General features: G+C 68.3%; 20 protein-coding genes. 15 read left to right on the top strand and 5 right to left on the bottom strand.

Annotated elements, in window-relative coordinates; translation table 11 throughout:
• Positions 1–102: 102 nt before the first annotated feature.
• From AC3RXZ_RS11845 to AC3RXZ_RS11815, 7 genes are all read left to right on the top strand, one after another.
• A complete protein-coding gene (locus AC3RXZ_RS11845; RefSeq protein WP_491494159.1) occupies positions 103–822 on the top strand; it encodes a DUF1684 domain-containing protein in 720 nt (239 codons plus the stop codon).
• 49 nt (positions 823–871) lie between these two features.
• On the top strand, positions 872–2,362 hold the full coding sequence (locus AC3RXZ_RS11840) for an ABC transporter substrate-binding protein (RefSeq protein ID WP_491494158.1): 1,491 nt from the start codon (positions 872–874) through the stop codon (positions 2,360–2,362).
• Between the two features lie 58 nt (positions 2,363–2,420).
• Positions 2,421–3,383 (top strand): ABC transporter permease, encoded by a 963-nt coding sequence (locus tag AC3RXZ_RS11835; RefSeq protein ID WP_491494361.1) that lies wholly within the window; start codon positions 2,421–2,423, stop codon positions 3,381–3,383.
• Entirely contained in the window at positions 3,380–4,240 is an 861-nt protein-coding gene (locus tag AC3RXZ_RS11830) for an ABC transporter permease (RefSeq protein WP_491494157.1), read from the top strand. The genes AC3RXZ_RS11835 and AC3RXZ_RS11830 overlap by 4 nt, the downstream gene beginning before the upstream one ends.
• Complete coding sequence (locus AC3RXZ_RS11825) at positions 4,237–5,037, top strand: ABC transporter ATP-binding protein (RefSeq protein WP_491494156.1); 801 nt, start codon at positions 4,237–4,239, stop codon at positions 5,035–5,037. Before AC3RXZ_RS11830 ends, AC3RXZ_RS11825 begins: the two co-directional genes overlap by 4 nt.
• A complete protein-coding gene (locus AC3RXZ_RS11820; protein WP_491494155.1) occupies positions 5,034–5,789 on the top strand; it encodes an ABC transporter ATP-binding protein in 756 nt (251 codons plus the stop codon). The genes AC3RXZ_RS11825 and AC3RXZ_RS11820 overlap by 4 nt, the downstream gene beginning before the upstream one ends.
• An 83-nt stretch (positions 5,790–5,872) precedes the next feature.
• Entirely contained in the window at positions 5,873–6,769 is an 897-nt protein-coding gene (locus AC3RXZ_RS11815) for a helix-turn-helix domain-containing protein (protein ID WP_491494154.1), read from the top strand.
• 14 nt (positions 6,770–6,783) lie between these two features.
• Here the strand turns inward: AC3RXZ_RS11815 and AC3RXZ_RS11810 are convergent, their stop codons facing one another.
• Positions 6,784–7,245: a DUF3817 domain-containing protein gene (locus tag AC3RXZ_RS11810; RefSeq protein WP_491494153.1), complete on the bottom strand. Its 462-nt coding sequence runs from the start codon at positions 7,243–7,245 to the stop codon at positions 6,784–6,786.
• A gap of 131 nt (positions 7,246–7,376) precedes the next feature.
• On the opposite strand from AC3RXZ_RS11810, the gene AC3RXZ_RS11805 reads away from it, so the two are divergent.
• Positions 7,377–8,417, top strand: a complete 1,041-nt coding sequence (locus AC3RXZ_RS11805) for a hypothetical protein (RefSeq protein WP_491494152.1) — start codon at positions 7,377–7,379, stop codon at positions 8,415–8,417.
• 9 nt (positions 8,418–8,426) lie between these two features.
• Here AC3RXZ_RS11805 and AC3RXZ_RS11800 read toward each other — a convergent pair whose 3' ends face one another.
• Positions 8,427–9,623 (bottom strand): MFS transporter, encoded by a 1,197-nt coding sequence (locus AC3RXZ_RS11800; RefSeq protein WP_491494151.1) that lies wholly within the window; start codon positions 9,621–9,623, stop codon positions 8,427–8,429.
• 251 nt (positions 9,624–9,874) lie between these two features.
• Between AC3RXZ_RS11800 and AC3RXZ_RS11795 the strand changes: the two genes are divergently transcribed.
• From AC3RXZ_RS11795 to AC3RXZ_RS11765, 7 genes are all read left to right on the top strand, one after another.
• Positions 9,875–10,708, top strand: coding sequence for a serine protein kinase RIO (locus AC3RXZ_RS11795; protein ID WP_491494150.1), 834 nt, complete (start codon positions 9,875–9,877; stop codon positions 10,706–10,708).
• Positions 10,709–10,760: 52 nt separating this feature from the next.
• Positions 10,761–12,173, top strand: a complete 1,413-nt coding sequence (locus AC3RXZ_RS11790; RefSeq protein WP_491494149.1) for an MFS transporter — start codon at positions 10,761–10,763, stop codon at positions 12,171–12,173.
• A gap of 77 nt (positions 12,174–12,250) precedes the next feature.
• A complete protein-coding gene (locus tag AC3RXZ_RS11785; protein WP_491494148.1) occupies positions 12,251–13,420 on the top strand; it encodes a CDP-glycerol glycerophosphotransferase family protein in 1,170 nt (389 codons plus the stop codon).
• Positions 13,417–14,607: a CDP-glycerol glycerophosphotransferase family protein gene (locus AC3RXZ_RS11780; protein WP_491494147.1), complete on the top strand. Its 1,191-nt coding sequence runs from the start codon at positions 13,417–13,419 to the stop codon at positions 14,605–14,607. Before AC3RXZ_RS11785 ends, AC3RXZ_RS11780 begins: the two co-directional genes overlap by 4 nt.
• Positions 14,604–16,001 (top strand): SDR family NAD(P)-dependent oxidoreductase, encoded by a 1,398-nt coding sequence (locus tag AC3RXZ_RS11775; protein ID WP_491494146.1) that lies wholly within the window; start codon positions 14,604–14,606, stop codon positions 15,999–16,001. The genes AC3RXZ_RS11780 and AC3RXZ_RS11775 overlap by 4 nt, the downstream gene beginning before the upstream one ends.
• Before the next feature lie 40 nt (positions 16,002–16,041).
• Entirely contained in the window at positions 16,042–17,688 is a 1,647-nt protein-coding gene (locus tag AC3RXZ_RS11770; RefSeq protein WP_491494145.1) for a polysaccharide pyruvyl transferase family protein, read from the top strand.
• Entirely contained in the window at positions 17,681–20,314 is a 2,634-nt protein-coding gene (locus AC3RXZ_RS11765; RefSeq protein ID WP_491494144.1) for a bifunctional glycosyltransferase/CDP-glycerol:glycerophosphate glycerophosphotransferase, read from the top strand. Before AC3RXZ_RS11770 ends, AC3RXZ_RS11765 begins: the two co-directional genes overlap by 8 nt.
• Positions 20,315–20,320: 6 nt before the next feature.
• Here AC3RXZ_RS11765 and AC3RXZ_RS11760 read toward each other — a convergent pair whose 3' ends face one another.
• From AC3RXZ_RS11760 to AC3RXZ_RS11750, 3 genes are read right to left on the bottom strand one after another with little or no spacing between them, the layout of a single operon-like run.
• The gene (locus tag AC3RXZ_RS11760) at positions 20,321–22,102 is read right to left on the bottom strand and encodes a glycosyltransferase family 2 protein (protein WP_491494143.1); all 1,782 of its coding nucleotides are present in this window, start codon (positions 22,100–22,102) and stop codon (positions 20,321–20,323) included.
• Positions 22,099–23,298 (bottom strand): acyltransferase family protein, encoded by a 1,200-nt coding sequence (locus AC3RXZ_RS11755; RefSeq protein ID WP_491494142.1) that lies wholly within the window; start codon positions 23,296–23,298, stop codon positions 22,099–22,101. The genes AC3RXZ_RS11760 and AC3RXZ_RS11755 overlap by 4 nt, the downstream gene beginning before the upstream one ends.
• 45 nt (positions 23,299–23,343) lie before the next feature.
• The gene (locus tag AC3RXZ_RS11750) at positions 23,344–23,826 is read right to left on the bottom strand and encodes a MarR family winged helix-turn-helix transcriptional regulator (RefSeq protein WP_491494141.1); all 483 of its coding nucleotides are present in this window, start codon (positions 23,824–23,826) and stop codon (positions 23,344–23,346) included.
• Between the last annotated feature and the right edge of the window lie 83 nt (positions 23,827–23,909).

Raw genomic sequence — 23,909 nt, 5'->3', positions numbered from 1 at the left:
CCTCGTTCAGGGCGCACGGAATGCATTCGGGTGGATGTGTGTTGCTCCTGATGACGCCGCATCGCGGCGCTTCTCCCGCGCACTCCTTACCCTGGAACGGTCATGTCTGCACCCGAAGAAGACCACGCCCGCTGGCGCAACGAGCGCCACGCCGCCGTCGCCGGCCCCACCGGCAACCTCGCTCTCGTCGAGACCCGCTGGGTCGGTCCCGAGCGTCCCGACCTCGAGGCCGCTCAGGCGGCGGCCCCGGCCTCGGTCACGGTGACACCGATCCAGCGCACCGACATCGCCACGGGCGAGGCCGAATACGGCCTGCGGTTCTGGGACGCCGATTCCCCGGCGATCCGCGCGTACGACCGCATCGACGCCTACGACTACGACCCGGCCTGGGTCATCGAGGCCCGGTTCACCCCGGTGGATGCCGGGCGCACCGTTCCCTTCGAGCACATCCGCGACAACGGTGGAACGCGTGATCTCGTCGTGCCCGGTGACATCACCTTCACCCTCGATGGCACCGAGCACCGCCTCGCCGCCTTCGACGACGGCGGCGTGCTGCTGCTCGTGTTCGGCGATCCGACCAACGGCCCCGAGACCTACGGCTCCGGACGCTTCCTGTTCGTGCGCCGCGACGACGGCGCCGGATTCGGCGATGCCGGATCCGTGATCCTCGACTTCAACCGCGCCTTCGTCCCGCCCTGCGGGTTCTCGGCGCAGTACAACTGCCCGCTGCCGCCCGCGCAGAACCGCTTCACCCAGCCTGTGCGCGCCGGCGAGAAGAACGTCGTCTTCACGGGCGGCTTCGACATCTACACCGCGGCCTGACCCGGCATCCCAACACCCGAACACCCGAACCGAAAGCAGGAGACCCCCTGTGAGAAAGCCCCTCGCGCTCGCGGCGACCGTCGTCGCCACGGCCCTCGTCCTCGCCGGCTGCTCGTCGAGCACATCCTCGGAGGACCCCGCCGACGCCACCATCGCCATCGGATCGCTGTACGAACCGCAGAACCTCAGCAACACCCAGGGTGGCGGCCAGGGAGTGACCGAGGCCTTCAACGGCAACGTCTACGAGGGGCTGTACCGGCTCACCGACGACGGCGAGGTCGAGCCGCTGCTGGCCGAGAGCGAGGAGGTCAGCGAGGACGGCCTGACCTACACGATCACGCTGCGCGACGACGTGACCTTCCACTCGGGCAAGGCGCTCACGTCGGCCGACGTCAAGGCCAGCGTCGAAGCCGTCACGGCCGAGGACTCGCAGTCCGCCCGCAAGTCGGCGTTCTCCGTGATCTCGGGCATCGAGACCCCGGACGACCACACGGTCGTGTTCACCCTCTCGCAGCGCTCGATCTCGTTCCTCTACAACCTCGCGTACATCTGGATCGTGAACGCCGACGCCACCGACCTCACCACGACCGAGGACGGCACCGGCCCCTACACGCTCGACGAGTGGAAGCAGGGCAGCACCCTCACCCTCACCCGCTGGGACGACTACTGGGGCGAGCCGGCCGCGAACGCCGAGGTCGTCTTCACGTACTTCACGGATGCGACGGCGCAGAACAACGCGCTGCTCACCGGCGAGATCGACGTGATCACGAGCATCCAGAGCCCGGACGCCCTCGAGCAGTTCGCCTCGAACGACGACTACACGATCAGCGAGGGCACCTCGACGACGAAGGAGCTGCTCGCCTTCAACGACCGCGTCGCCCCGTTCGACGACGCCCTGGTGCGCAAGGCGATCTACTCCGCGATCGACACCGAGAAGCTGCTCACCTCGATCTGGGGCGACTACGGCACCCTCATCGGCTCGATGGTCCCTCCGACCGATCCGTGGTATGAGGACCTCACCGACGTGAACCCGTACGACGTGGACCTCGCGAAGCAGCAGCTCGCCGAGGCGGGCTACCCGGACGGGTTCGAGTTCACGCTCGACACCCCGAGCTACGACCCGCACCCGGCCGTGGCCGAGTTCCTGCAGTCGCAGCTCGCGGAGGTCGGCATCACGGTGAACATCAACACCATCAGCGCCGACGAGTGGTACACGAAGGTCTTCCAGGAGCGCGACTTCGAGGCGACGCTGCAGGAGCACGTCAACGACCGCGACGTCGTCTGGTACGGCAACCCCGACTTCTACTGGGGCTACGACGACGCCCAGGTGCAGCAGTGGGTGGCCGAGGCCGAGCAGGCCGCGACGACCGAGGAGCAGACCGCACTGCTCACGCAGGTGAACGAGAAGATCGCCGAGGACGCGGCGAGCGTATGGTTGTACCTCTACCCGCAGATCGTGGTCGCCTCGAGCGATCTCAGCGGGTACCCGGTCAACGGCCTGAACTCGCAGTTCTTCGCGTACGACATCACCAAGTCCTGAACATTCGGATCGCGGGGTGGGATGCTGGAGCATCCGCCCCGCGATCCTCCTGTCCCCCATGCTCACGTATCTGCTCCGCCGCTCCGCGTTCCTCGTGGTGTCGCTCGTCGTCGCCATGATGGTGATCTTCGTGCTGCTGCGCCTGCTTCCGGGCGACCCGGCGAACGCGCTGCTTTCGGTGGACGCCACACCGGAGCAGATCGCCGCCGCGCGGGCCCAGGTGGGTTCGGACCGCCCGCTCATCGAGCAGTTCCTGCTCTGGGCGGGGCAGATGGTGCGGTTCGATCTGGGCGAGTCCTACATCAGCACGCTCCCGGTCGGTCCGGAGATCGCCGCTCGCCTGCAGGTCACGCTCCCCCTGACGCTGCTCGCCTTCGCTCTCGCGCTGGTGCTCTCCCTGGTGATCGGCATCACGGCCGCGGTGAAGACGGACACCTGGTACGGCGCTGTGCTCTCCGGATTCGCGCAGCTCGGGATCGCCGTGCCCGTGTTCTGGGTCGGGATGCTGCTGGTCTGGGTGTTCGCGCTCGGTCTCGGCGTCCTGCCGTCCGGTGGCTTCCCGCGCGACGACTGGGAGGATCCGGGCGATGCGCTGCGCTCGCTGACGCTGCCGGTCCTCACGGTCGCGATCGTCATGAGCGCATCGCTGGCGCGCTACGTCCGCGCCGCCACGCTCGACGTGCTGGGCAGCGACTACCTGCGCACCGCTCGGGCGGGCGGCTCCGGCCTCGCCGAGGCGCTCGTGCGTCACGGCGTGCGCAACGGCGCCGTCCCCGTGATCGCGGTGCTCGGCATCGAACTGTCGACGACGCTGCTGGGAGCGGTCGTCGTCGAGAGCGTGTTCACGCTGCCCGGGCTCGGCAGCATGCTGCTCACCGGCATCGAGCAGCACGACTTCGCCAACATCCAGGGCGTGCTCGTCGTGTCGACCCTGTTCGTCCTGATCGTCGGCTTCCTGGCCGACATCGTGCAGCGGATCATCGACCCGCGGCTGCGCGGCCGAGTGGCGGGTGCGCGATGACCGGAGTCGTGGAGCAGATCGAGGATGCCGCGCCGCAGCGCCGTCGCGGCGGCCACCCGACCCTCGTCATCGGCCTGTGCTTCACGGGCGCCATCGTTCTCATCGCGCTGGTGTCGCTGTTCTGGCTGCCGTTCGCACCGGGCGACGTGAGCGGCGGGCGGCTCGAGGGGCCGAGCGGCACCCATCTGCTGGGCACCGACAAGCTCGGACGCGATCTGTTCACGCAGCTCATGATCGGTGCACGCATCGCCCTCGTCGTGGGACTCGGCTCCGTCGTCCTCGCGGCCGTGATCGGCGTGACCATCGGACTGATCGCGGCGTTCGCGCGACCATGGGTGGACGACTCGATGTCGGCGGCGCTGGACGTCATCATCGCGTTCCCCGTGCTGCTGCTGGCGATGCTCGTCGTGGCCGTGCAGGGCGCCTCGCTGTGGTCGGCGATCCTCGCCATCGGGCTCGCGATGTCGGCCGTCGTCGCACGGCTCACCCGCATCCTCGCGCACCGCGTCCTGCGCGAGCAGTTCATCACGGCCGCGCGCACGAGCGGCACGCGGTGGCCCGGCATCATCGCCTTCCACGTGCTGCCGAACATCTGGCCCACCCTGAGCGTGAACCTGGCGCTGCAGTTCGGCGCCGCCGTGCTCGCCGAGGCGAGCCTGTCGTACCTCGGCCTGGGCGCCCCGCCGCCCAACGCGTCCTGGGGCCGCCTGCTGCAGGAGGCGCAGGGGACCGTCCTGACCGCTCCGGTCGGCGCGATCGCCCCCGGCGTCGCGCTCGTCGTGCTCGTCCTCGGCGTCAACTTCGTCGCCGACGGTCTGCGCGACTTCGCCGACCCGACACGCAGGAGGTCGCGATGAGCCTGCTCGAGGTGATGGGTCTCACCGTCGCAGCCGGCGGCCGCCGTCTCGTCGACGACGTGTCCTTCGACGTCTCCGCGGGGGAACGAGTGGGCGTCATCGGCGAGTCCGGATCCGGGAAGTCCGTCACGTCGCTGGCCGCGACGGGTCTCCTCAGCCCGTCTCTCGCGGCCTCCGGTTCGGTGCTGCTGGGCGGCCGGGAGGTCGTCGGCGCCGCCGATCGGGCCCTGCGTCCGCTGCGTGGTCCGGTCGCGGCGCTGCTGTTCCAGGAACCGCTGACCGCGCTGGACCCGCTCATGCGCGTCGGCCGGCAGATCGCGGAGCCGATGCGCCGGCACCTCGGCCTGCGCGGAGAGGCGCTGCAGGATGCCGTGCGCACCGCCCTCGCGGATGTGTCGCTGCCCGACGAGCGCATCGCGCGCGCGTTCCCGCACGAGCTGTCCGGCGGCCAGAGGCAGCGGGTCGCCACCGCGATCGCGCTGGCCGCGCGGCCCCAGCTGCTGATCGCGGACGAGCCGACCACGGCACTCGACGTGACGGTGCAGGACGAGATCCTCACGCTGCTGGACCGACTGGTCGCCGAGCGCGACATGGCGCTGCTGTTCATCAGCCACGACCTGGCCGTCGTCGCCCGCATGACCGACCGCGTGATCGTGATGCGCTCGGGCCGGGCGGTGGAGCAGGGGGCGGTCGCACAGGTGATCGGAGCGCCGCAGCATCCGTACACCGCGGACCTGGTCGCGAGCGCCCGTGCCCTGGACTCCGCGATCGACGCTCCGGCAGGGGAGGCCCCATGATCCTCGAGCTGCAGGACGCCGGATTCTCCTACGGCGCGCGCCGGGTCGTCGACGGCGTGACCTTCGGCGTCTCCGCCGGCGAGGCCATGGGGCTCGTGGGCGAATCCGGAGCCGGGAAGTCGACGATCTTCTCGCTTCTGCTCGGCCTGGCGGCGCCCGACGAAGGCGCCGTCCTGTTCGACGGGCAGCCGCTGAACCGGCGGGACCGAGCGCTCCTGCGCCGATTCCGCACGGACGTGCAGACCGTGTTCCAGGATCCGTACTCGTCGCTGGATCCGCGCCAGCGCATCGACCGGATCGTGGGCGAGCCGCTGCGCTCCCTCGGGATCGCGCGCGGCACGGCTGCCGCGGGGATGGTGGCGGACGCCGTGCGCGCGGTCGGGTTGGACGAGGATGTGCTGGGCCGATACCCGCACGAGTTCTCCGGCGGGCAGCGGCAGCGCATCGCGATCGCCCGCGCCGTGGTGTCGAAGCCGCGCGTGCTGCTGGCGGACGAGCCGGTCTCTGCGCTGGACGTCACGACGCGCATCCAGGTGATCGAGCTGCTGCGGAGCCTGCGGCGCGAGACGGGGCTGGCGCTCGTCATGGTGTCGCACGACCTCAGCGCCGTCGCCGCGCTGTGCGAGAGAACCGTCGTCCTGCGCGACGGTCGGATCGTCGAAGAGGGCACGACCCGCGGCATCCTGGACGCACCGCGGACCGAGTACGCGCAGACGCTCGTCTCGGCGATCCCGCGGCTGCCGGCGGCCTGATCCGGGTTCGGTGCCGGGATCGGGGCCGAGGCCATCCGGTGCCGAACCGGAATAGCGGACCCCGAGCCGTCGTTGGGAGGGATATGACGACTGTCGATCCTGCTCGCCTGGCGGAGGTGCTCTCCTCCTTCGATGTCCGGCTCGGCTTCGCCCGCCGTACGACTCTCGCTCAGGACGGGATCCTCCCGTTGCCGGCGGGTCAGGTCACCTTGGCGTACGTCGTCGAGGGCGAGATAACCGGCGACGTCGTCTTCGACCGGGGATGCACGCTCGATGTCCCCGGCGGATCGGCGGGGCCTGCCCGGGGGCCGCGCACGCTGCTTGCGGGGGACGCCTTCCTCAGCATGGGTCACCGGGCGATCGCGTTGCAGTCGACCTCCGGCGCGAGGCTGATGACGGCTGACCTCGAACTCGACTCGGCGGCTGTGGACGGGATCCCCGGCTTCGTCTTCGTGACCGGTTTCGCCGAGCTCGAGCCGGCCGCGGCGGCACTCGCCGCGAACCTGGGTCCGGTCGATCCGGACGCGCACGGACTGCGCTCGGGCGACCCGTTGATCTGCCGCATGATGGTCACCACGGTGCTGCTGAGCCTCATCCGGGCGTGGGCGCAGGCGGGGTGCGCGCCGCAGGGCTGGCCAGCGCGGGCGGGGGATCCGTTCCTGGATCGCGTCGTCGAGGCGATCCACTCGGAGCCGGGTCGCGACTGGACGGTCGACCTGCTCGCGACCGTGGGCGCGATGTCGCGGTCGGTGTTCGCCGAGCGCTTCCGCGCCGCCGTCGGCCAGTCGCCCGCCAGCTATGTCACGGAAGTGCGGATGCGTCAGGCGAAGCAGATGCTGGATGCCGGGCGCAGCGTGTCCGAGACCTCGCGCGAGCTCGGCTACTCATCGGACGAGGGGTTCAGCCGGGCGTTCCGCCGTCACACCGGGGTGACCCCGTCGATGTGGCGCGCGAGCCGGCGCTCGGCCATCCCGGCCTGACGTGCGGCGGCCGGTCAACGGCCTCCGGGCGGGCCGATGAGCAGCAGGACCACGTACAGGACGACGATCGCCGCCACGAGCAGCAGCGCCAGCACCCACGGACGGCGCAGGAACCAGCGCATCAGACGGTCGTACCAGCGTCGATCGCGCGGGTCCTCCGTGGCCTCGAGCCGCCAGTCGCCGCGCAGGCGTCCCGACCGGTGCAGCCAGATCTCGGTGGGGATCGTGGCGTAGGGGATCACGGCGCTCACGACGGCGAGGACGGCCACCCCGACGTGCCAGCGCTGATTGAGGGCGACGAGGATCGCGGTCGCCCCGTAGGCGAGGAACACGAAGCCGTGGATGCCGCCGCCGATCGTGACGACGATCCCGGGTGCGCCCAGCGCGCGGGCGATCAGTGCGCCGATCAGGATCGTCCACGTGATCGCCTCAGCGATCGCGAGAGTGCGGAAGAGGCGGGCAGGCGCACGGAACACGGGTCTCCTCGGGTGGGGGTCGATCCCAGCCTACGAGACGGGTGAGTGCGGACGCGCAGGCGCCGTCGGCACCGGGGTGCCCATCGGGGCGACGGCTTCCGCCGCACGAGAGTCGCCGACAGACTGGGACCATGCCCTCCGCTGTGCGACGTCGACGCGGGTCCGCGACCGTGGCGCTGGCGTTCGCCGCCGTGCTGGCGCTCTCCGGCTGCACCAGTGCCGAAGACCGCTGGTCGCTCGAGGCCATCGGGGTCGGGTCCCCGCATCCCGACGACATCGTCGTCGGGACGACGATGGTGGCCGCCGACGGCGAAGGCGGATTCTGGAGCGCCAACGCGTCTTCCTGGGTGCACGTGGACGCCGAGGGCGAGACGGTCGCCGAGCACTCCTTCGATCCGGGTGAACCGCTCTTCGGCGTCACCGCGATGGCAGGGCTGTCCGCGGATCGACTCGTCGTCGTGCGCGGCGGCACGGGCGATCCGACGCTGTCGATCGTCGACACCCGTGACCTCACGCTGACCGATGTTCCGATCGAGACCGTCTCAGGTCCCGACGATGTGCGGCTCGCGTTCGGCGCCGTGGCCGCCCGCGCGGGGCTCGTCCACCTGGTGCGCTACCGGCTTGCGGAGACCGCGGATCTGGAGGCCGAGGTCCTCCGCATCCATCCCGCGGACGGGCGGACGACCGTCGTGCACATCGAACCGCTGCACTTCGCCGACTCTCCGGAGAGCGCCCCGGGGTTGCCGCCGGTCGCCCTCGACGTGACCGCGGACCGGATCTTCCTGGCCACGCCGGTCCACCGCATCGTCCTGGACGCCGACGGCGCAGAGCTCGCTCGTACGGGCCAGGATGCCGAACGACCGCACGTCGCCGCCGATCCGGACGGCGCGGCGCTGTGGTGGGGCGCCGAAGAGGATCCGCGCGGCGCCCGGGCCGACGTCGTCGCCGGGTCGGGCGATGCGCGGGAGGTCATCGTACGGCACGAGCACTGCCAGGAGCCGTTCTTCACGGACAGTCCGCTGTTCACGGAATCGACGGCCGACCTCCGCGGACAGCCTCTGTCGTTCCTCTGCGGTGTGAACGCGGCCGCCTGGGTCGGCGACGGCTGGGTCGTCGCGCTCGGCGGCGAGGACGGCGGCGCGCTCGTCCGTGTGCTCCGCCCGGTTCCGTGATGCCGCCGCTCAGCCGCGCACGCGGTTGGATGCGCCGAACAGCACGGCACCGAGTACCAGGAGCGCCGCCCCGACGAGATAGTTGAGCTCGACGCCGAGTCCATCGACGAGGAGGCCGCCGACACCGGCCGCGATCATGATCGCGGCCTGGAAGCCGACGACCACCAGGCTGCCGCCGGCCTCCAGCCGATCCGGCATCCGGTGCCCGACCCAGGTGTTCACGACGATGAGCCAGGAGGCGAAGAAGAAGCCCCACACGAGCACGGCGGCCGAGATGGCGAGGATCGACCCGGGGAACAGGATCGTGCCGAGCACCGATGCCGCGATCGCGATGGATCCTATCACGGCGAAGAGGGCGAAGGTCCGGTCCACGACCAACCCGATCACGAGGTTCCCGACGAGACCGCCGGCTCCGAAGAGTGCGAGCAGCAGGACGATGGTGCCGGCATCCACCTCGGGCATCCGCTCCAGAGCGAGACGGATGTAGGTATACGCGAGGAAGTGTCCGAGCACGACGAGCACGTGGCCGGCGAGGCCGAGGCCGACGCCGGGGCGCCGAACGGTGTCGACGAGGATGCGGAGACTGGACGCCTGGGCCGCCGGGACCGCAGGCAGGAGCGTCCGGAGGCCGATCGCGAGAACCAGCGTGACGATCCCGGCGAGCGCGAACACGGCGCGCCAGTCCAGCAGCTCGCTCAGCATCACGCCCAGCGGCACGCCGGCGACCGTGGCGAGAGACGTCCCCGCCGTCGTGAACATCACCGCCCGACCGATGCGCTCGGGCCCGGCGATGCGCGCCGCGACCGTGATGGACATCGACCAGAAGGCGCTGATCGCCGCTCCCAGCAGGAAGCGCGCGAGCAGCACGAGCACGAGGTTGGGCGCGATCGCGACGACGAGGTTCGAGACGCCGGCGGCGAGGGCCATCCAGACGAGCAGGCTCCGCCGGTCCAGCCGCGGGAAGATCAGACCGACGGTCGGCGCGACGAGCAGTCCGACCAGCGCGGTCACCGTGACCGTCTGACCGGCCTGGCCGGGCGTGACGCCGAGGCCGGTCGCCATCTCGGTGAGCATCCCGTTCGGCAAGAACTCCGCGGTGACGAGCAGGAAGCTCATCAGCATGAGCACGACGGGACCGCCGTAGCGCATCCGCTCGACGGTCGGGGTGGCGGCGCGGGTCACAGGCACAGGGGCGGTCGTGGTCATGCTTCTACGGTCGCAGGATGCCGATCCGCGCACCCGACCGGACGTCCGAGGCATCCGACCGTTCGTCCGGGGGTGGACGGCGAGCGCGGGCGCGGCTAGGCTCGACGCGCGCCGGGACATCCCCGGGAGGACTCAGCGAGAGGAGCGAGACATGAACGCCGTCGTTGTCGCGCCCTCTGCCGCCGACCACCTTCCCCTCGAGGCCGCCCGCTCCTAGATCCGCGCGTGGCCTCCCATCCCGGAGCACCACCGTGACCGATCCCTTCGCGTCCTTCGACGCATCCCTGTCCTTCGCCGATGTCGAGCCCGGCGAGAACCAGCGCTGGACCACTTGGCCGGCCGTCACCCCGTCCGAGCGCGGGCCCGAGCCCTGGCCGTCCTGGGTCGTCACGAGCGCCGGCGCCGTCGACACCGAGCTCGGCATCCTCAAGACCGGCAAGGAAGCGGATGTCTTCCTCATCGAGCGGGCCGTCCCGGACGACCCGTCGCAACGCACGCTGCTGGCGGCCAAGCGGTACCGCGGAAGCGAGCACAGCAGCTTCCACCGATCGAGCATCTACACCGAAGGCCGGCGCACCCGGAACTCCCGCGACGGCCGTGCCCTCGCCAAGAAGACCGGCTTCGGTCGCGAGGTGGCGGCGGCGCAGTGGTCGTTCGCGGAGTTCGAAGCGCTCTGCCGCATGTGGACGCTCGGCGCTCCCGTCCCGTATCCGGTGCAGGTCAGCGGCACCGAACTGCTCATGGAGTTCATCGGCACGGGCGGTGCGGCTGCGCCCCGGCTTGCCCAGGTCCGCGGCGATCGGGACGAGCTCACCGACCTGTTCCGCCAGGTGGTCGACCTCATGCACGTGTTCGCCGGGGCCGGTTTCGCGCACGGCGACCTCTCGCCGTACAACCTGCTCGTCCACTCCGGACGCGTGCGCGTGATCGATCTGCCCCAGATCGTGGAGGTGATCGCGAATCCGCAGGGCTTCGACCTGCTGCACCGGGACTGCGTCAACGTGTGCGGCTGGTTCGCCCGGCATCGGGTGGATGCCGACGCCGAGGCGCTGTTCGCCGATCTCGTCGCGGCGACCTGCGGATGATGCGCGGCGCGTCGCTACCTCTCGTTCACCGGACACGGCCAGACTTCGAGTCATGACCACGCCGGATGACGCTCCGCCCCCGCCGCCCACCGCGAACAGCGGAGCGGTCGGCGTGATCGGGTTGGAGCTGCGCGGCGACACCCCGGCGCCGAAGAAGCAGGTGTACTCGTGGGCGCTGTGGGACTGGGCGACCCAGCCGTTCAACACCGTCATCCTGACGTTTATCTTCACGGCGCTGTACCTGACCACCGAGCAGTTCCTGCCGGCCGACGTCGCGGCGCTCGGGGAGGAGGATCCGGTAAGGCTCGCCGCCGAGGCGGAGCTGGCCAGCGGGCTGGGGCTCGGGTCGACCATCGCCGGGCTCGCGATCCTCCTGCTCGCCCCCGTGCTCGGCCAGCGCGCGGATGCGGCCGGACGCCAGAAGCTGTGGCTCGGGATCGGCACCGGTGCGCTCGTCGCGTGCATGTTCGGCCTGTGGTTCGTCGAGCCGACGCCGACGCTGTTCTGGCTCGGGGTCGCGCTGATCTCCGCGGGCAGCGTATTCGGCGAGATCGCGGCGGTGAACTCCAACGCGATGCTCATCGGCATCGCGAACCCGAAGACGATAGGGCGCATCTCGGGACTCGGGTGGGGATTCGGGTACCTCGGCGGGATCGTGGCGCTCGTGCTCGTCGTCGTCTTCTTCCTGGCCGACTGGTTCGGGCTGTCCGAGGACGGCGGTCTTCCGTTCCGGATCATCGCTGTCGGGTGCGCGGTGTGGGCGATCGTCTTCAGCATCCCGATCTTCCTGAACGTGCCGGAGCCGTCGCTCGGGCGGCCCGAGCGCCAGGTCGGGTTCTTCCGTTCCTACGCCCTGCTCGTGAAGGATGTCGCGGGGCTCTACCGCAGCAGCGAGACGCGACCGACGTTCTGGTTCCTGCTGGCGAGCGCGGTGTTCCGCGACGGGCTGGGCGGCGTGTTCGCGTTCGGGGCCGTGATCGCCGGCCAGGTGTTCGGGTTCGATTTCCTGCAGCTCGTGATCTTCGGCATCGCGGCGAACCTCATCGCCGGCGTCTCGACGATCCTCGCCGGGCGCCTCGACGACCGCTTCGGCGCCAAGCGGATCATCCTGTTCGCGCTGGGGGCGATGGTCGTCGCCGGTCTCGCGGTCTTCTTCCTCGTGGAGGCCGGTGCCACCGTCTTCTGGATCGGCGGCCTCGTGCTCTGCGCGTTCGTGGGTCCGGCGCAGTCGGCGTCGCGTTCGTTCCTCGCCCGCGTGACGCCCGCCGGGCGCGAGGGCGAGATCTTCGGCCTGTACGCCACGACCGGACGCGCTGCGAGCTGGATGGCGTCGGCGGCATGGACCGGACTGATCGTCCTGACCGCGCAGACGAAGTTCGGCATCCTCGGGATCGTACTCGTCCTCCTGCTGGGCTTCCTGCTGCTGCTTCCGGTGCAGGAGCGCCGGGTCGCCCGCGCAGGCTGAGAGCGGCTCGGGTTCCCACTCGCACGCCATATACTCGATCCGACCTCCGATCGTGTTGAACAACAGGTGAATTCTTCGTGCGACAGCGGCTGCGAGGGAGCCGGACGCTGCGCGCACTCCGGTTCCTTCCCTATCTGATCCCCTACGCGATCTGGCGACTCCTGCGGCCGATCACGGCGGGCCGCTTCCTGTTCCTGTCCGATTCGCACGTCGGCTTCACGGGCAACATGGCGTACCTGCGGGACGCGCTCGCGTCCCGGCATCCGGATGCCGAGATCATCGGCGTCTTCAAGCCGAGCCTGGCGTCGCGACGATCGATCCGGGATGCCGTGCGTCTGCCGTACCTGATCGCCACGAGCAGCGTCATCGTGCTGGACGACTTCTATCCGCTGATCTACCGCTTCCGGATCCGCCGCGGGGCGCGGCTCGTGCAGATCTGGCATGCCGCCGGCGCTTTCAAGCAGGTCGGGCACAGCCGGGCGGGCCTCCCCGGCGGTCCCACGCCCGGCAGCGAGATCCACCGCAACTACACCGACGCCATCGTCAGCAGCGAGGGCATCATCGGCGAGTACGCCGAGGCGTTCGGCATCCCTCGTGAGCGGGTCCATGCCTGGGGGATGCCGCGGTCGGACGTGTTCTTCGACGACGACGCGGCCAGCGCCGCACGTGCGCGCACGCGCGCGGCCCTGGGTGTCGCGGACGGGGAGCGCTTCGTCGTGTACGCCCCGACGTTCCGCGGCAATGGGCAGCGCAGCGCCGAGGCCGCCCCCGAGGCCGACTGGGCCGGCATCGCCGCCGCTCTGGGCGAAGGTTGGCGGATCGGCGTCCGTCAGCACCCGTTCGTGGCACGGGGCGCCCTGCCGGCCGGGATCGTGGACGCCGCGGCCGTCGCGGACATGAACGACGTGCTCATGGCTGCGGACGTCCTGGTCACCGACTACTCCTCCGCGATCTTCGAGTACGCGCTGCTGCGCCGGCCCATCGTGTTCTACGTGCCCGATCTCGCCGAGTACACCGCCGCGCGCTCGTTCTACCGCCCCTTCGAGGAGTACGCCGTCGGTCCTGTCGTGACCGACGCCGCAGACCTGGCGGACGCGATCTCGGGCGCCGAGGTCCCGCCGGCTCGTCTGGACGCCTTCCTCGCGGAGTTCTGCGGCGCGCTCGACGGCCGCTCCAGTGCGCGCATCGCCGATCAGCTCGCCGATGTTCCGGCTCGCACGGCAGGCACGGCGAAGGTCGCGGCATGATCGCTCGCCTCGTCCGGGTGCTCCGACTCGACATCGTCGCCGCCTACGCCGCGCGCCTCGCCCTGACCCTCGTGAGTCTCGTGATGTGGCCGCTCCCGCGCCGGAACAAGGTCACGATGCTGACGCGGCAGAGCGCGCGTCCGCCGTCCGACTTCGTGCTGCTCAAGCAGGCGATCCTCCGGGAGGACCCGTCGACCGAGGTCGTGCTCGTGGCTCGGATGGTGCCGCCCGGCATCCTGCGCAAGTTCGGATACGCACTGCACCTGATCACGGAGATGTACCACGCGGAGACGTCCCGCGTGCTCATCGTCGACGGTTACTCGATCATCGCGTCGGCGACCCGGCACTCGGACGGCCTCAGGATCGTCCAGGTGTGGCATGCGCTCGGTGCCCTGAAGAAGTTCGGCCTCAGCATCCTGGGTCAGGCGGGCGGGCGCGATCCGCGGCTCGCGAGGGCCATGCGCATGCACGCCGGATACGACGTCGTGATCGCGAGCGCCGAGCGGTGCCGGGCGCCGTTCGCCGAAGCATTCGGAGTCGACGTTTCGAAGGTCGTCGTGGCTCCGCTGCCCCGGGTCGACCGCCTGCGCGATCCCGCAGAGAAGGCCAGGGCGCGGGCCGCTTTCGATTTCCTGTACCCGCACCTGACGGGTCGCCGGATCGCGCTGTTCGCGCCGACCTTCCGCACCGAGGGCGCGCTGCCGACGACCGATCCGGTGGAGCTGACGGCCGCGCTGAAGGATGCCGGGTACGTCACGGTCACCAAGCTCCATCCGCTCGTGCCGACCCCGCAGCATCCGGATCTGCTGACCGCGCCGGGAATGTCGACCCAGGAGATGCTGCTCGTCGCGGACATCTTCATCACCGACTATTCGTCGGCGGTGTTCGAGGCAGCGGTCGCGGGAGTGCCCTCGTATCTGCTGGCTCCGGACCTCGACCAGTACTCGGTGCGGCGCGACTTCTACGCGAAGTATCCCGAGGATCTGGGGCTGCCGCTCGCGCGCTCGATCGAGGAGATCGAGGAGCAGGTGCGGGCTGGCGCGGCGACCGCGGAGGACGCGCGCCGTGTGCGGGATGAATGGGTGATGCCGACGGACGACCGCTCCGCGGCCGATAGGCTCGCACGAGTCGTGCTGGGGCGCGACGTCGCACAGGCCGCGCACGACGAGGAAGGGGCTCGACGATGATCACGCATCAGCGTTCCCGCACGGTCGCGGTGATCCTCGCCGGCGGCATCGGCGTCCGCGTGGGGCTCGGCATCCCGAAGCAGCTCATCAAGATCGCCGGCAAGGCGATCGTCGAGCACACCCTCGAGGTCCTCAACGCCAGTGCGCACATCGACGAGATCCTCATCGTGATGAACGCCGGCTCGCTCAGCGAGCTGGATGCGCTGCGCGACCCGCAGCGATTCCCCAAGCTCACTCAGATCATCCCTGGTGGCGACACGCGCAACGACTCGACGCTCGCCGCGCTGGCCGCGCTCGGAGACGACCCGCAGACCAAGGTGCTGTTCCACGACGCCGTGCGGCCGTTCGTCGACGACCGCATCCTCGGCGAGTGCGTCGAGGCGCTGGACCACTACGACGCCGTCGACACCGCGATCCCCTCGGCGGACACGATCATCCAGGTGGACGCCGCGTCCCACATCACGAGGATCCCCGACCGCTCGCAGCTGCGGCGCGGACAGACTCCCCAGGCGTTCCGGCTGGGCACGATCCGCCGCGCCTACGAGCTCGCGGCTCAGGACAAGTCGTTCCACGCCACCGATGACTGCGGCGTCGTCTTCACGTATCTCCCCGAGGTGCCGATCTACGTCGTCGACGGCACGCCGGAGAACATGAAGGTGACCGAGCCGATCGACGTGCACATCGCCGACAAGCTGTTCCAGCTGCAGTCCGAAAGCCTGTCGTCGTCCGCGGACATCCCCGACCTGTCGGGCAGGACGATCGTCGTGTTCGGCGGCAGCTACGGCATCGGTGCCAGCGTCGTCGAGCTGGCCCGGGCTGCCGGGGCGGAGGTCCACGAGTTCAGCCGGACCAGCACGGGCACGGACGTGCGCTCGCGCGCCAAGGTGAAGAAGGCTCTGAAGTCCGTCTACGAGAAGACCGGTGTGATCGACGCGGTCGTCATGTCCGCCGGAGTACTGCGCGTCGGGCCGCTGGCCACGACGAAGGTCCGTGACATCGAGAACAGCATCGAGACGAACTTCCTGGCGCCCGTGATCGTGTCCCGCGCCGCGTTCAGATACCTGCGCGAGTCGCGTGGACAGGTTCTGCTGTTCACCTCGAGCTCCTACACGCGGGGCCGGGCGAACTATGGCGTGTACTCGGCGAGCAAGGCAGCCGTCGTGAACCTCACGCAGGCGCTGGCCGAGGAATGGGCCGACCAGGGCGTGCGCATCAACTGCATCAACCCGCAGCGCACCAGGACGCCCATGCGCACGGCGGCGTTCGGCGACGAGCCGTCGGGCACGCTGCTGGACGCGAGCGACGTCGCCACCGTGAGCCTGCGCGTGCTGGATGCGAACATGACCGGCCAGGTCGTGACCGTGCGGGTCGAACAGGCAGGGGTTTCGGCGTGACTCGAGGCACAGACGCAACGCTCCCCGCTGGAGAAGGTCGATGAAGGCCGTCGTCCTCGGCGATGTCGGCTGGCGCTCCCAGTACCACGTCGGCGACGAGGCGATGACTGAGGTGGCCCTGGATCAACTCCGCGCCCGGGGCTTCAACGATCTCACCGTGGTTGCGGGAGAGACCGAGGTGGCTGCGGCGATGTACGACTGCGCGGCCGAGCTGAGGATCGGCTATCACCGGCCGTGGAGCCGCGAACGGCTGGAGTCCGTCCGCTCCGATCTGGAGCACGCCCTGACCGGCGGTGCGATGGGGTCGGAGCGGATGCGTGCGCTGATCGCGGCGATCCGCGGCGCGGACGCCGCTGTGATTGCGGGTGGGGGCAACCTCAACTCCGCCCACGCCTACCACCTCTACGAACGCTGGAGCTTTGCGCGCATCGCGCGGCACCTCGAGGTCCCGCTGTTCGTGGTGAGCCAGACAGTCGGCCCCTGGCTGGAGCCGGCGGACGAAGAGCTCGTCGGCGAGATCCTTGACGGTGCAGCTTTCTTCGGCGCCAGGGATGCCGCGACGGCAGCACTGCTCTCGGACCTCCGGCCCGGCTCCAACGTCATCCGGCGCACGATGGACGACGCTGTCCTGCTCCGCCGCTCGTCGGCGGCGTTCCCCGTCGCTGGCACACGCTACGTCGTCGCTAGTTTCGCCGACGAGCAGCCTGCTCAGGAGCTTGGCAAGGTCGCCTACCCGCAGGCGCTCGCGCAGGTACTGGATGCCGTTGCCGTACGTAATGACGTGACGGTGGTGCTGCTCCCACACGTCGGGTCACTGGAGGAGGGCGTGATCAAAGCCGACGATGCGCTGAACCAGCGGATCGTGGCTGAGTCGTCATCAGCCCGGATCGTCGCTGTGGGCACTTGCACGGCGCGCGATGCCCTTGCACTTACCGAGGGAGCTCTGGCCTCGGTGTCAACCCGATATCACCAAGCGGTGTTCAGCATGATGGCGGGGATTCCGTCGTTAACGCTCGCCCGCAGCGACTACGACGTCGTACGCATGGCAGGCGCGTATGAAAACGCGGGGCTCACCGGCTACGTGCTTCCCGCGCTCGCTCTCCGCGACGGCGCCATCGCGGAGCTGATCGGCGACCTCATCCGCGAGGGTGGCTTCCAGGCCGATGACCTCCGCAAGGCCATGAGACAACGCTCCAGCGGACAGGAGCAAGTTTGGGATGCGATCGTGGACGCGATCCGGACGGGCACGCCCGTGCGGGCGACGAGCTTCCCCTCTCTCGACGTTGCCGGCCCCCTGTGGACCAAGCTCGTGACGACCGGCCTCGCGGCATCCCGCTTGCTCTGGACCTCACGCGTTCAGGAGGAGACCGCCCGTGCCGCGTTCGCGGCTGCCCTCGAGGCCGACAGGACCGTAATGGACGAACTCCGCAACGCCCTTGCGTACGCCGAGGAGCGACGAGAAGCAGCCGAGATCCAGCTCGACGCGGCGCGGACCGCGCAGCAAGACGGTGAGGACTCGATCCGCCGTCTGAAGGCAGCTGCCGCGGAGCTCGAACGCTCGCTTCACGCGGCCCGGAACAGGCGGGCCGCGAGGATTGCAAATCGTCTTAGCCGCCTCATCCGGATCCCGCGCCGTCTCTGGCGTCGCTCGGGCTCCGCCGATTCGAAGAGTGCCGACCATGAATGAGACCCGTCCATCTACTGCTCTCCTAAGTCTCGTCGTACCCGCATACAACGTGCAGAAGTATCTACCGGACTTCCTGAAGAGCCTTTCCGCTCAACCGCTGGACGACACGGAGATCATCTTCGTCGATGACGGCTCCCCTGACGATTCCGCAGCAGTGATCGCCGCGTGGATCACGGGGCATCCCCACGCGGATGCGCATCTCGTCAGCCAGGAGAACCGCGGCCTCAGTGGCGCGCGTAACACGGGGCTCGCGCGAGCGACTGGCACCTGGATCTCGTTCCCCGACCCAGACGACATCCTCGGAGACACCTACCTCACCGACGTCCGTCGGATGATCGCGTCCGTTGACGAAACCGTGAGCATGGTGGCCGCACCTCTGATCACCTTCGTTGAGGAAACGGGGAAGATCCGCGACGACCATCCGCTGTCTGGTCTCTTCGCCCGCGGCGCGGGGATCTACCGACTCGAGCAGAATCCGTCGGCGATCAAGATCCACGCCAACACCAGCTTCCTCCGCAGGGACGCGATCAACAGAATGGGTCTCGCGTTCGACTCCGAGGTGCGCCCGAACTTCGAGGACACAGCTCTCATCGCGCGCTATCTAGCGGGTTTCGACAAGCCCTCGATCGCAGCCGTACCCTCTGCCGAGTACCGCTACCGCACTCGCGCCGACGCGAGCTCCCTCGTGGCTTCGAGCTGGACGAACCCCGCCAAGTACACCGTGCTTCCCGAGACCGGCTGGTTGCGGCTGCTCAAAGATCTCGAGTCGTCGCTAGGTTCCGTCCCGACGTGGGCGCAGAACATCGTGCTCTACGACATGAGCTGGTACTTCAAACACGACAGCCGAATCCATACGCCGACGAAGCGCCTCAACGACGCGACGAAGTCCCGATTCATGGAGCTCGTGGCCGAAGTGATGACCTACATCTCGGCGGAGGTAGTCCTCGACTACGAGATCACGCAGCTGTCGTACGAGATACGCATGCTCCTCCTGGCAATCAAGGGCGTCGAGCTCGATTGGCTACCAGTCACCGTTTGGCGAGCGGACAACACCAAGGGTCTTGTCCAGCTGAAGTACTACTTCACTCGCGAGCGCCCTGCCGAGGTGTTCAGCGCACGGGGGATCGACGTGCGTCCCCGTCATGCCAAGGACCGCGCCGTCACTTACTTCGGCAGGACGCCCCTGTACGAACGCATTGTCTGGATCGCATACGTCCCCGATCTCCGCATCACTCTCAATGGCGCGCATAGGACCGTCCATATCGCGTCGGGCAGTCAGCCGGGTATTTCTCTCTCGCCGTCAATCGCCCGTCGCGCCGGCTGGCGACCAGGACCGCCAACCAGGTCATCCTGGATTCCCTCGGAACCTAACCGCAGTACCGGGTGGATCAGCCGCCAAGTGGCGAGCCGTTCGGCTCAGATCACCCGCATTCTCGAGGGGCGAAGTCCTAGATTCCTGCGCCCTCTCGACCGGTTTACCTCCGCGGTGGCCAAAGCAACCCGACGGTACGCGAACGCGTGGGTATTCATGGACCGCGATGCCCAGGCGCAGGACAATGCGGAGCACCTCTACCGCTGGGTGTCAAGAGAACACCCTGAGATAAATTCATGGTTCGTGTTGTCACGACGCTCGCCGGACTGGCCGCGGCTGCGAAACGAGGGCTTCCGGCTCGTTGCCCACGGGTCGTGGCAGCATAAGTTGCTCCTCCTCAACACGGTTCACCTGGCGTCTTCCCACGTCGACCATTACGTCGTCCAGCCACTCCACCCGAAGCGTTTCCCCAAACGGCCCTGGCGGTACACGTTCTTGCAGCACGGCGTGACCAAGGACGATATCTCGCGATGGCTCAACCCGAAGCCGATCCGACGGATCATCTCAACGGGCCAGGCAGAGCAGAGCGGATTCGTCGCTGACGGAACCTCCTACGGTTTCACTGACCGGGAGAGTGTTCTCACGGGGTTTCCACGCCACGACGAGCTGTTGCGTCTCGCCCAGGGATCCTCTCCGAAGGACCGTGGGTCGATTCTCGTGGCGCCCACCTGGCGCGAGTACCTGCTGGGCCCGACCAACGGCAAGGGTAACTTCAGGCCTCTGACCCAGGGTTTCTCCGAGTCCGAGTACGTCATTTCGTGGCGCAACTTCCTCTCGTCGCCCGAGTTGCACAGCACCGCCCGAGCGCTCGGCAAGAGAATCGTCTTTCTACCCCACCCCAATCTCGAACCTCACATCGATGCCATGGCCCTGCCGCCATCTATCGACGTTCGCCTCTACGCTGATTCGAATGTGCAGGAGATCATCGCCGATGCGGCGGTTCTGGTAACCGACTATTCATCCATCGCCTTCGACGCGGCATACATCCGATCGACTAGCGTGTACTTCCAGTTCGATCGGCAGGAGTTCTTCTCCAGCCATCCGCACCGCCCCGGCTACTTCTCCTATGTCGAGCACGGATTCGGCCCGGTCACAACGACGGTCGAAGCTGCCGTGTCGGCCACAAGATCGGCTCTATCGGAAAGCCCCGACACGATCGTGTACCGCGATCGCGCCGAGGCCTTCTTCGAATACCGCGATGGCCGGTGCTGCCAACGTGTCTTCGAATCGATGCTCGCTATCGATGCCCTCTAAGCACGGCTACTCCTCTACGAGCCAGTACACGGAGGCCTCGGCGACGGCGAGGTCATCGTCGTATGTGCGCATTGCGTGAGACACCAGCGTCAGCCGCCACTGGCTGGCCCGCGGCCGAACACGCCCGAGCAGCTCCATCGCAGCAGCCGGATCGTCCGCGAAGATCGCGATCGACCGGCGGATTGCCACTGCCGCGGCCAGCGATCGAGGGGATCTGGGGTTGTCCAGGCCTTTCGACGCTCCCACACGCACCACGGCGGACGTCACGTCGCCTTTGCGCTCGGCGTGGGCTCCGCCTGAGATGACGACTGTGGTGCGGCCGGTGCGCGCGACGAAGGTCGACAATGTCCGCATGAGCATCGACTGCGACAGCACCGTGCGGCGCAGTGCCTCCCTGATCCAGTGCGCGAGCGCAAGCAGTGGCACCCCCGTGCCTCCCCAGCGGACGCGGCGGACTCGAATGTCACTGAGGCGCGAGGAGAGCGCGAACACACGTTGACCGTACGCCGCTCGCCGCGCCCTGTCCGCCGCGGCGGTGCGCGAGGTAAGCGGGCGGTCAACGATGCCGTCCCGCCATTCGTAGACCTCCCAGAGAGGCGTCGGACCAAAGTACGCGATGTTGCGCGCCCAGTTCTCGCCGCCACTGGGCGAAGCCGCGAGGGAAGCGGCGGCCCGGTCCAATGTCCATCGCCGCCACCGCGTGCGGTTCGACGCAGTATCCACGGCGTCGATGTGCTCCGGCACCCAGGCCGGTATGTCGTGATCCCGAAGCGCCAGGAGAACAATTCGGGCTTCAACCGACAGCGCCGTCGCGTCGTAGGACATGATCCGTTCGGGGGTGAGATGGCGCGCACACTCTGCGAACCCGGCGAGGATGCGTCGCCCCAAAGCGGCATCGCAAGCCGGCCGTCGCGCCCCGCGGCGCTGCCATGGACCGAGCGCCCAATGGAACTCGTAGAGCAGCATCGACTGCAGCCACCTCGGAACACCGCCCTGTGCGGTTGCGTCGCGCAAGACTTCTGCGTAATGGTCGCGGAACCGGATCAAATAGGCAGACTCCGGGTTCTGCACATAACCGTCGGTGGCGGACTCACCGGTGGAGCGCCGCCGATAGAGGTAGCGGGCCCGGGGATTGACGCCGAGAACAGCATCACGCAAAGCGAGCAGGTGACGTGCGATGAACAGCGCGTCCTCAGAGGCGTGCACACCTTCCGGGAAGCGCACGCCGCTTCGGAGAAGGCTGTCGAGCCGGAAGAACGTGGAGGCAGCGTGCAGCTGGAAGTAGTCGGGGTGACGCTCCATGTCGATCACCCGAGCGCCGTTCTCGAACCGGAACTTGAGCGGATGGTCGTCGACCACGCGACTCGTGGCGTCGTCGAGCCGCAGCACCCGTGACGCGACCATGCTCGCGCGGTCGGCTCTACCGGAGTCGAGGAACCGCCAAGCCTCTGCAATGTAAGCCTCGTCGAGGACGTCGTCTCCGTCCGGGAAGCTTATCCAGCGGCCTCGCGCCGCATTGATCCCGGTGTTTCTTGCCGCACTGACACCGCGGTTCTGCTGCCGAATGAGGCGGTCCCGACCATCCGGGCGATTCGCGAGCCACTCTTCGATCAACTCGTGACCACCGTCGTTACTGCCGTCGTCGACGAAGATCACTTCGACGCGAACGGGCGCTGGACGTTGGGTGCTGAGCGAGCGGAGCAAGTCAGGTAGGTAAGGAGCGACGTTGTAGATCGGTATGACCAGGCTGATATCGACGCCGTCGTCGCGCATAGGTCGGGCGCTCACCGCGCACTGCTCCGCTCCGGCTCCGACAACGTGGAGGCGATCCGGCGGCTCAGTATCGGCCGAAGAGGACGCTCTACGAATCGCTCTATCAGTGCTGCGGCGATGAGGACGAGCAACGTCGTCAACAACACCGTTGGCCACTTTCCCAGCGAGGGGTACAAGCGGTCGATAAGCCACCACCCCCAGTTCTCATGGATGAGGTACACGGGGTACGTGAGCGCACCGGCATAGACGAGCCATGACGGGCCCCTGTGCGCGATCGGTGTGAGCGTGACTATGATCACCACGGCGAAGAAGCTCAGCAGGATGAGTGCCCCGATCGTCGGGGAGAGGTCACGCCCTGTGTCCTTGGACATGTTCGCGAGAACCCAGTGTTGAACGCCCTGTGTGGTGCCAGCCGCGATAGCGAAAGCAAGCACCAGCCATCGCAAAAGATTGTGACCATGCCGGTAGATGAGATAGATGACCATCCCGGCAGCGAAGAACGGCGAGTACTTCGGCACGAGCACGTCGTCGAGGAACCCGTCGTCCTTCATCGAAATAGCTCCGATGAGTGGCCAGAGGAATGCCACGACCAGGATCCGGCGTTCTGTGACACCTCGCCAGATCATGATGGCGACGAGGATGTAGAAGAGCAACTCAACCCACAGTGTCCAATAGACACCGTCGATCGAGGGCACGCCGAACGCGCTTTGGGTCATGGTGAGGTTGATCAAGATCTCCGAGACGGAGAACTCGCGGAACTCCCCCGGCCTCGCGAGCCAAGACATCATGAACGCCGTCGAGAGCACCGCTACCCAGTACGCTGGGAAGAGCCGAGAAACCCGGGATGCGACAAACGCGCCGAGACCACGCCCCTCGACGGACATCAGTATCACGAAGCCGCTGATGATGAAGAAGAGCTGCACTCCGAGCCCGCCGTAGGCGGCGAAGTCGGAGGCGAAAGAGAATACTTCGGACGGGGGCTTACCCCAACTATCGTGATTGCGTCCGATGTAGTGATACGCGACGACCATCATGGCGGCGCTGAGCCGGAGACCGTCTAGGAGCAGGAAGCGCTTCGGGCGCTCCCGAACTCCCTCAACCATGCACGGGCTCGTCGTGGGGGCGACAGGACATCTCACCACGATATCCGATCCCGAACGCGGGACTCCTCGTGTTCTGGCGGTGATCGGCATCGCGCTCTTCGCGGTCACGCTCATCGTCGGGCTCGTGCGTCAGCGGGGCGACCGGAGCTGAACTCACACCCGCCAGTGATCCGCGAGCTTGTTCAGCAGCCGCGCCAGTTCGTTCCGCTCGTCGGCGGTGAAGGATTCGAGCGCGCGGGACAGCGTCTCGCGCCGTTCACCTTTCGCCCCGCGGGCGATGCGGGACCCGGCATCCGTCAGCGCGATGCGCGTGCGCCGAGCATCCTCGGGGTCGGCCTCGCGACGTACGAAGCCGCGCTCGACCCCCTGCTGCACGAGGCGTGACGCCCGCGGCTGATCGACGCCGACGACCTCGCCGAGTTCGCTGACGCTCAGCGGCGCGGATGCCGCGGCCAGAGCCTCCAGCATCCGCATCCAGGCCGGCGCACCGAACCGCCCGCCGGTACCGGCCATCCAGGGCGGCCCCGGATGCCCGTGCCCTCCGTGCGGTCCGCCGTGGCCTCGTCCGTGCGGGCGGCGCCCGCGGAGGCGCGCGAGGGCCTCCGCGATGTCGTCGGCGGGATCCGGTGTGCTCACGGTTCGATTTTACATGCGACTTGACATGCTTCTTGCTTGCATGTCACACTACATGTACATGCACAGTTACAAGCAAAGGATTC

This window comes from Microbacterium cucumeris (genome assembly GCF_058349845.2).
This window is presented reverse-complemented; position numbering and strand designations above follow the sequence as displayed.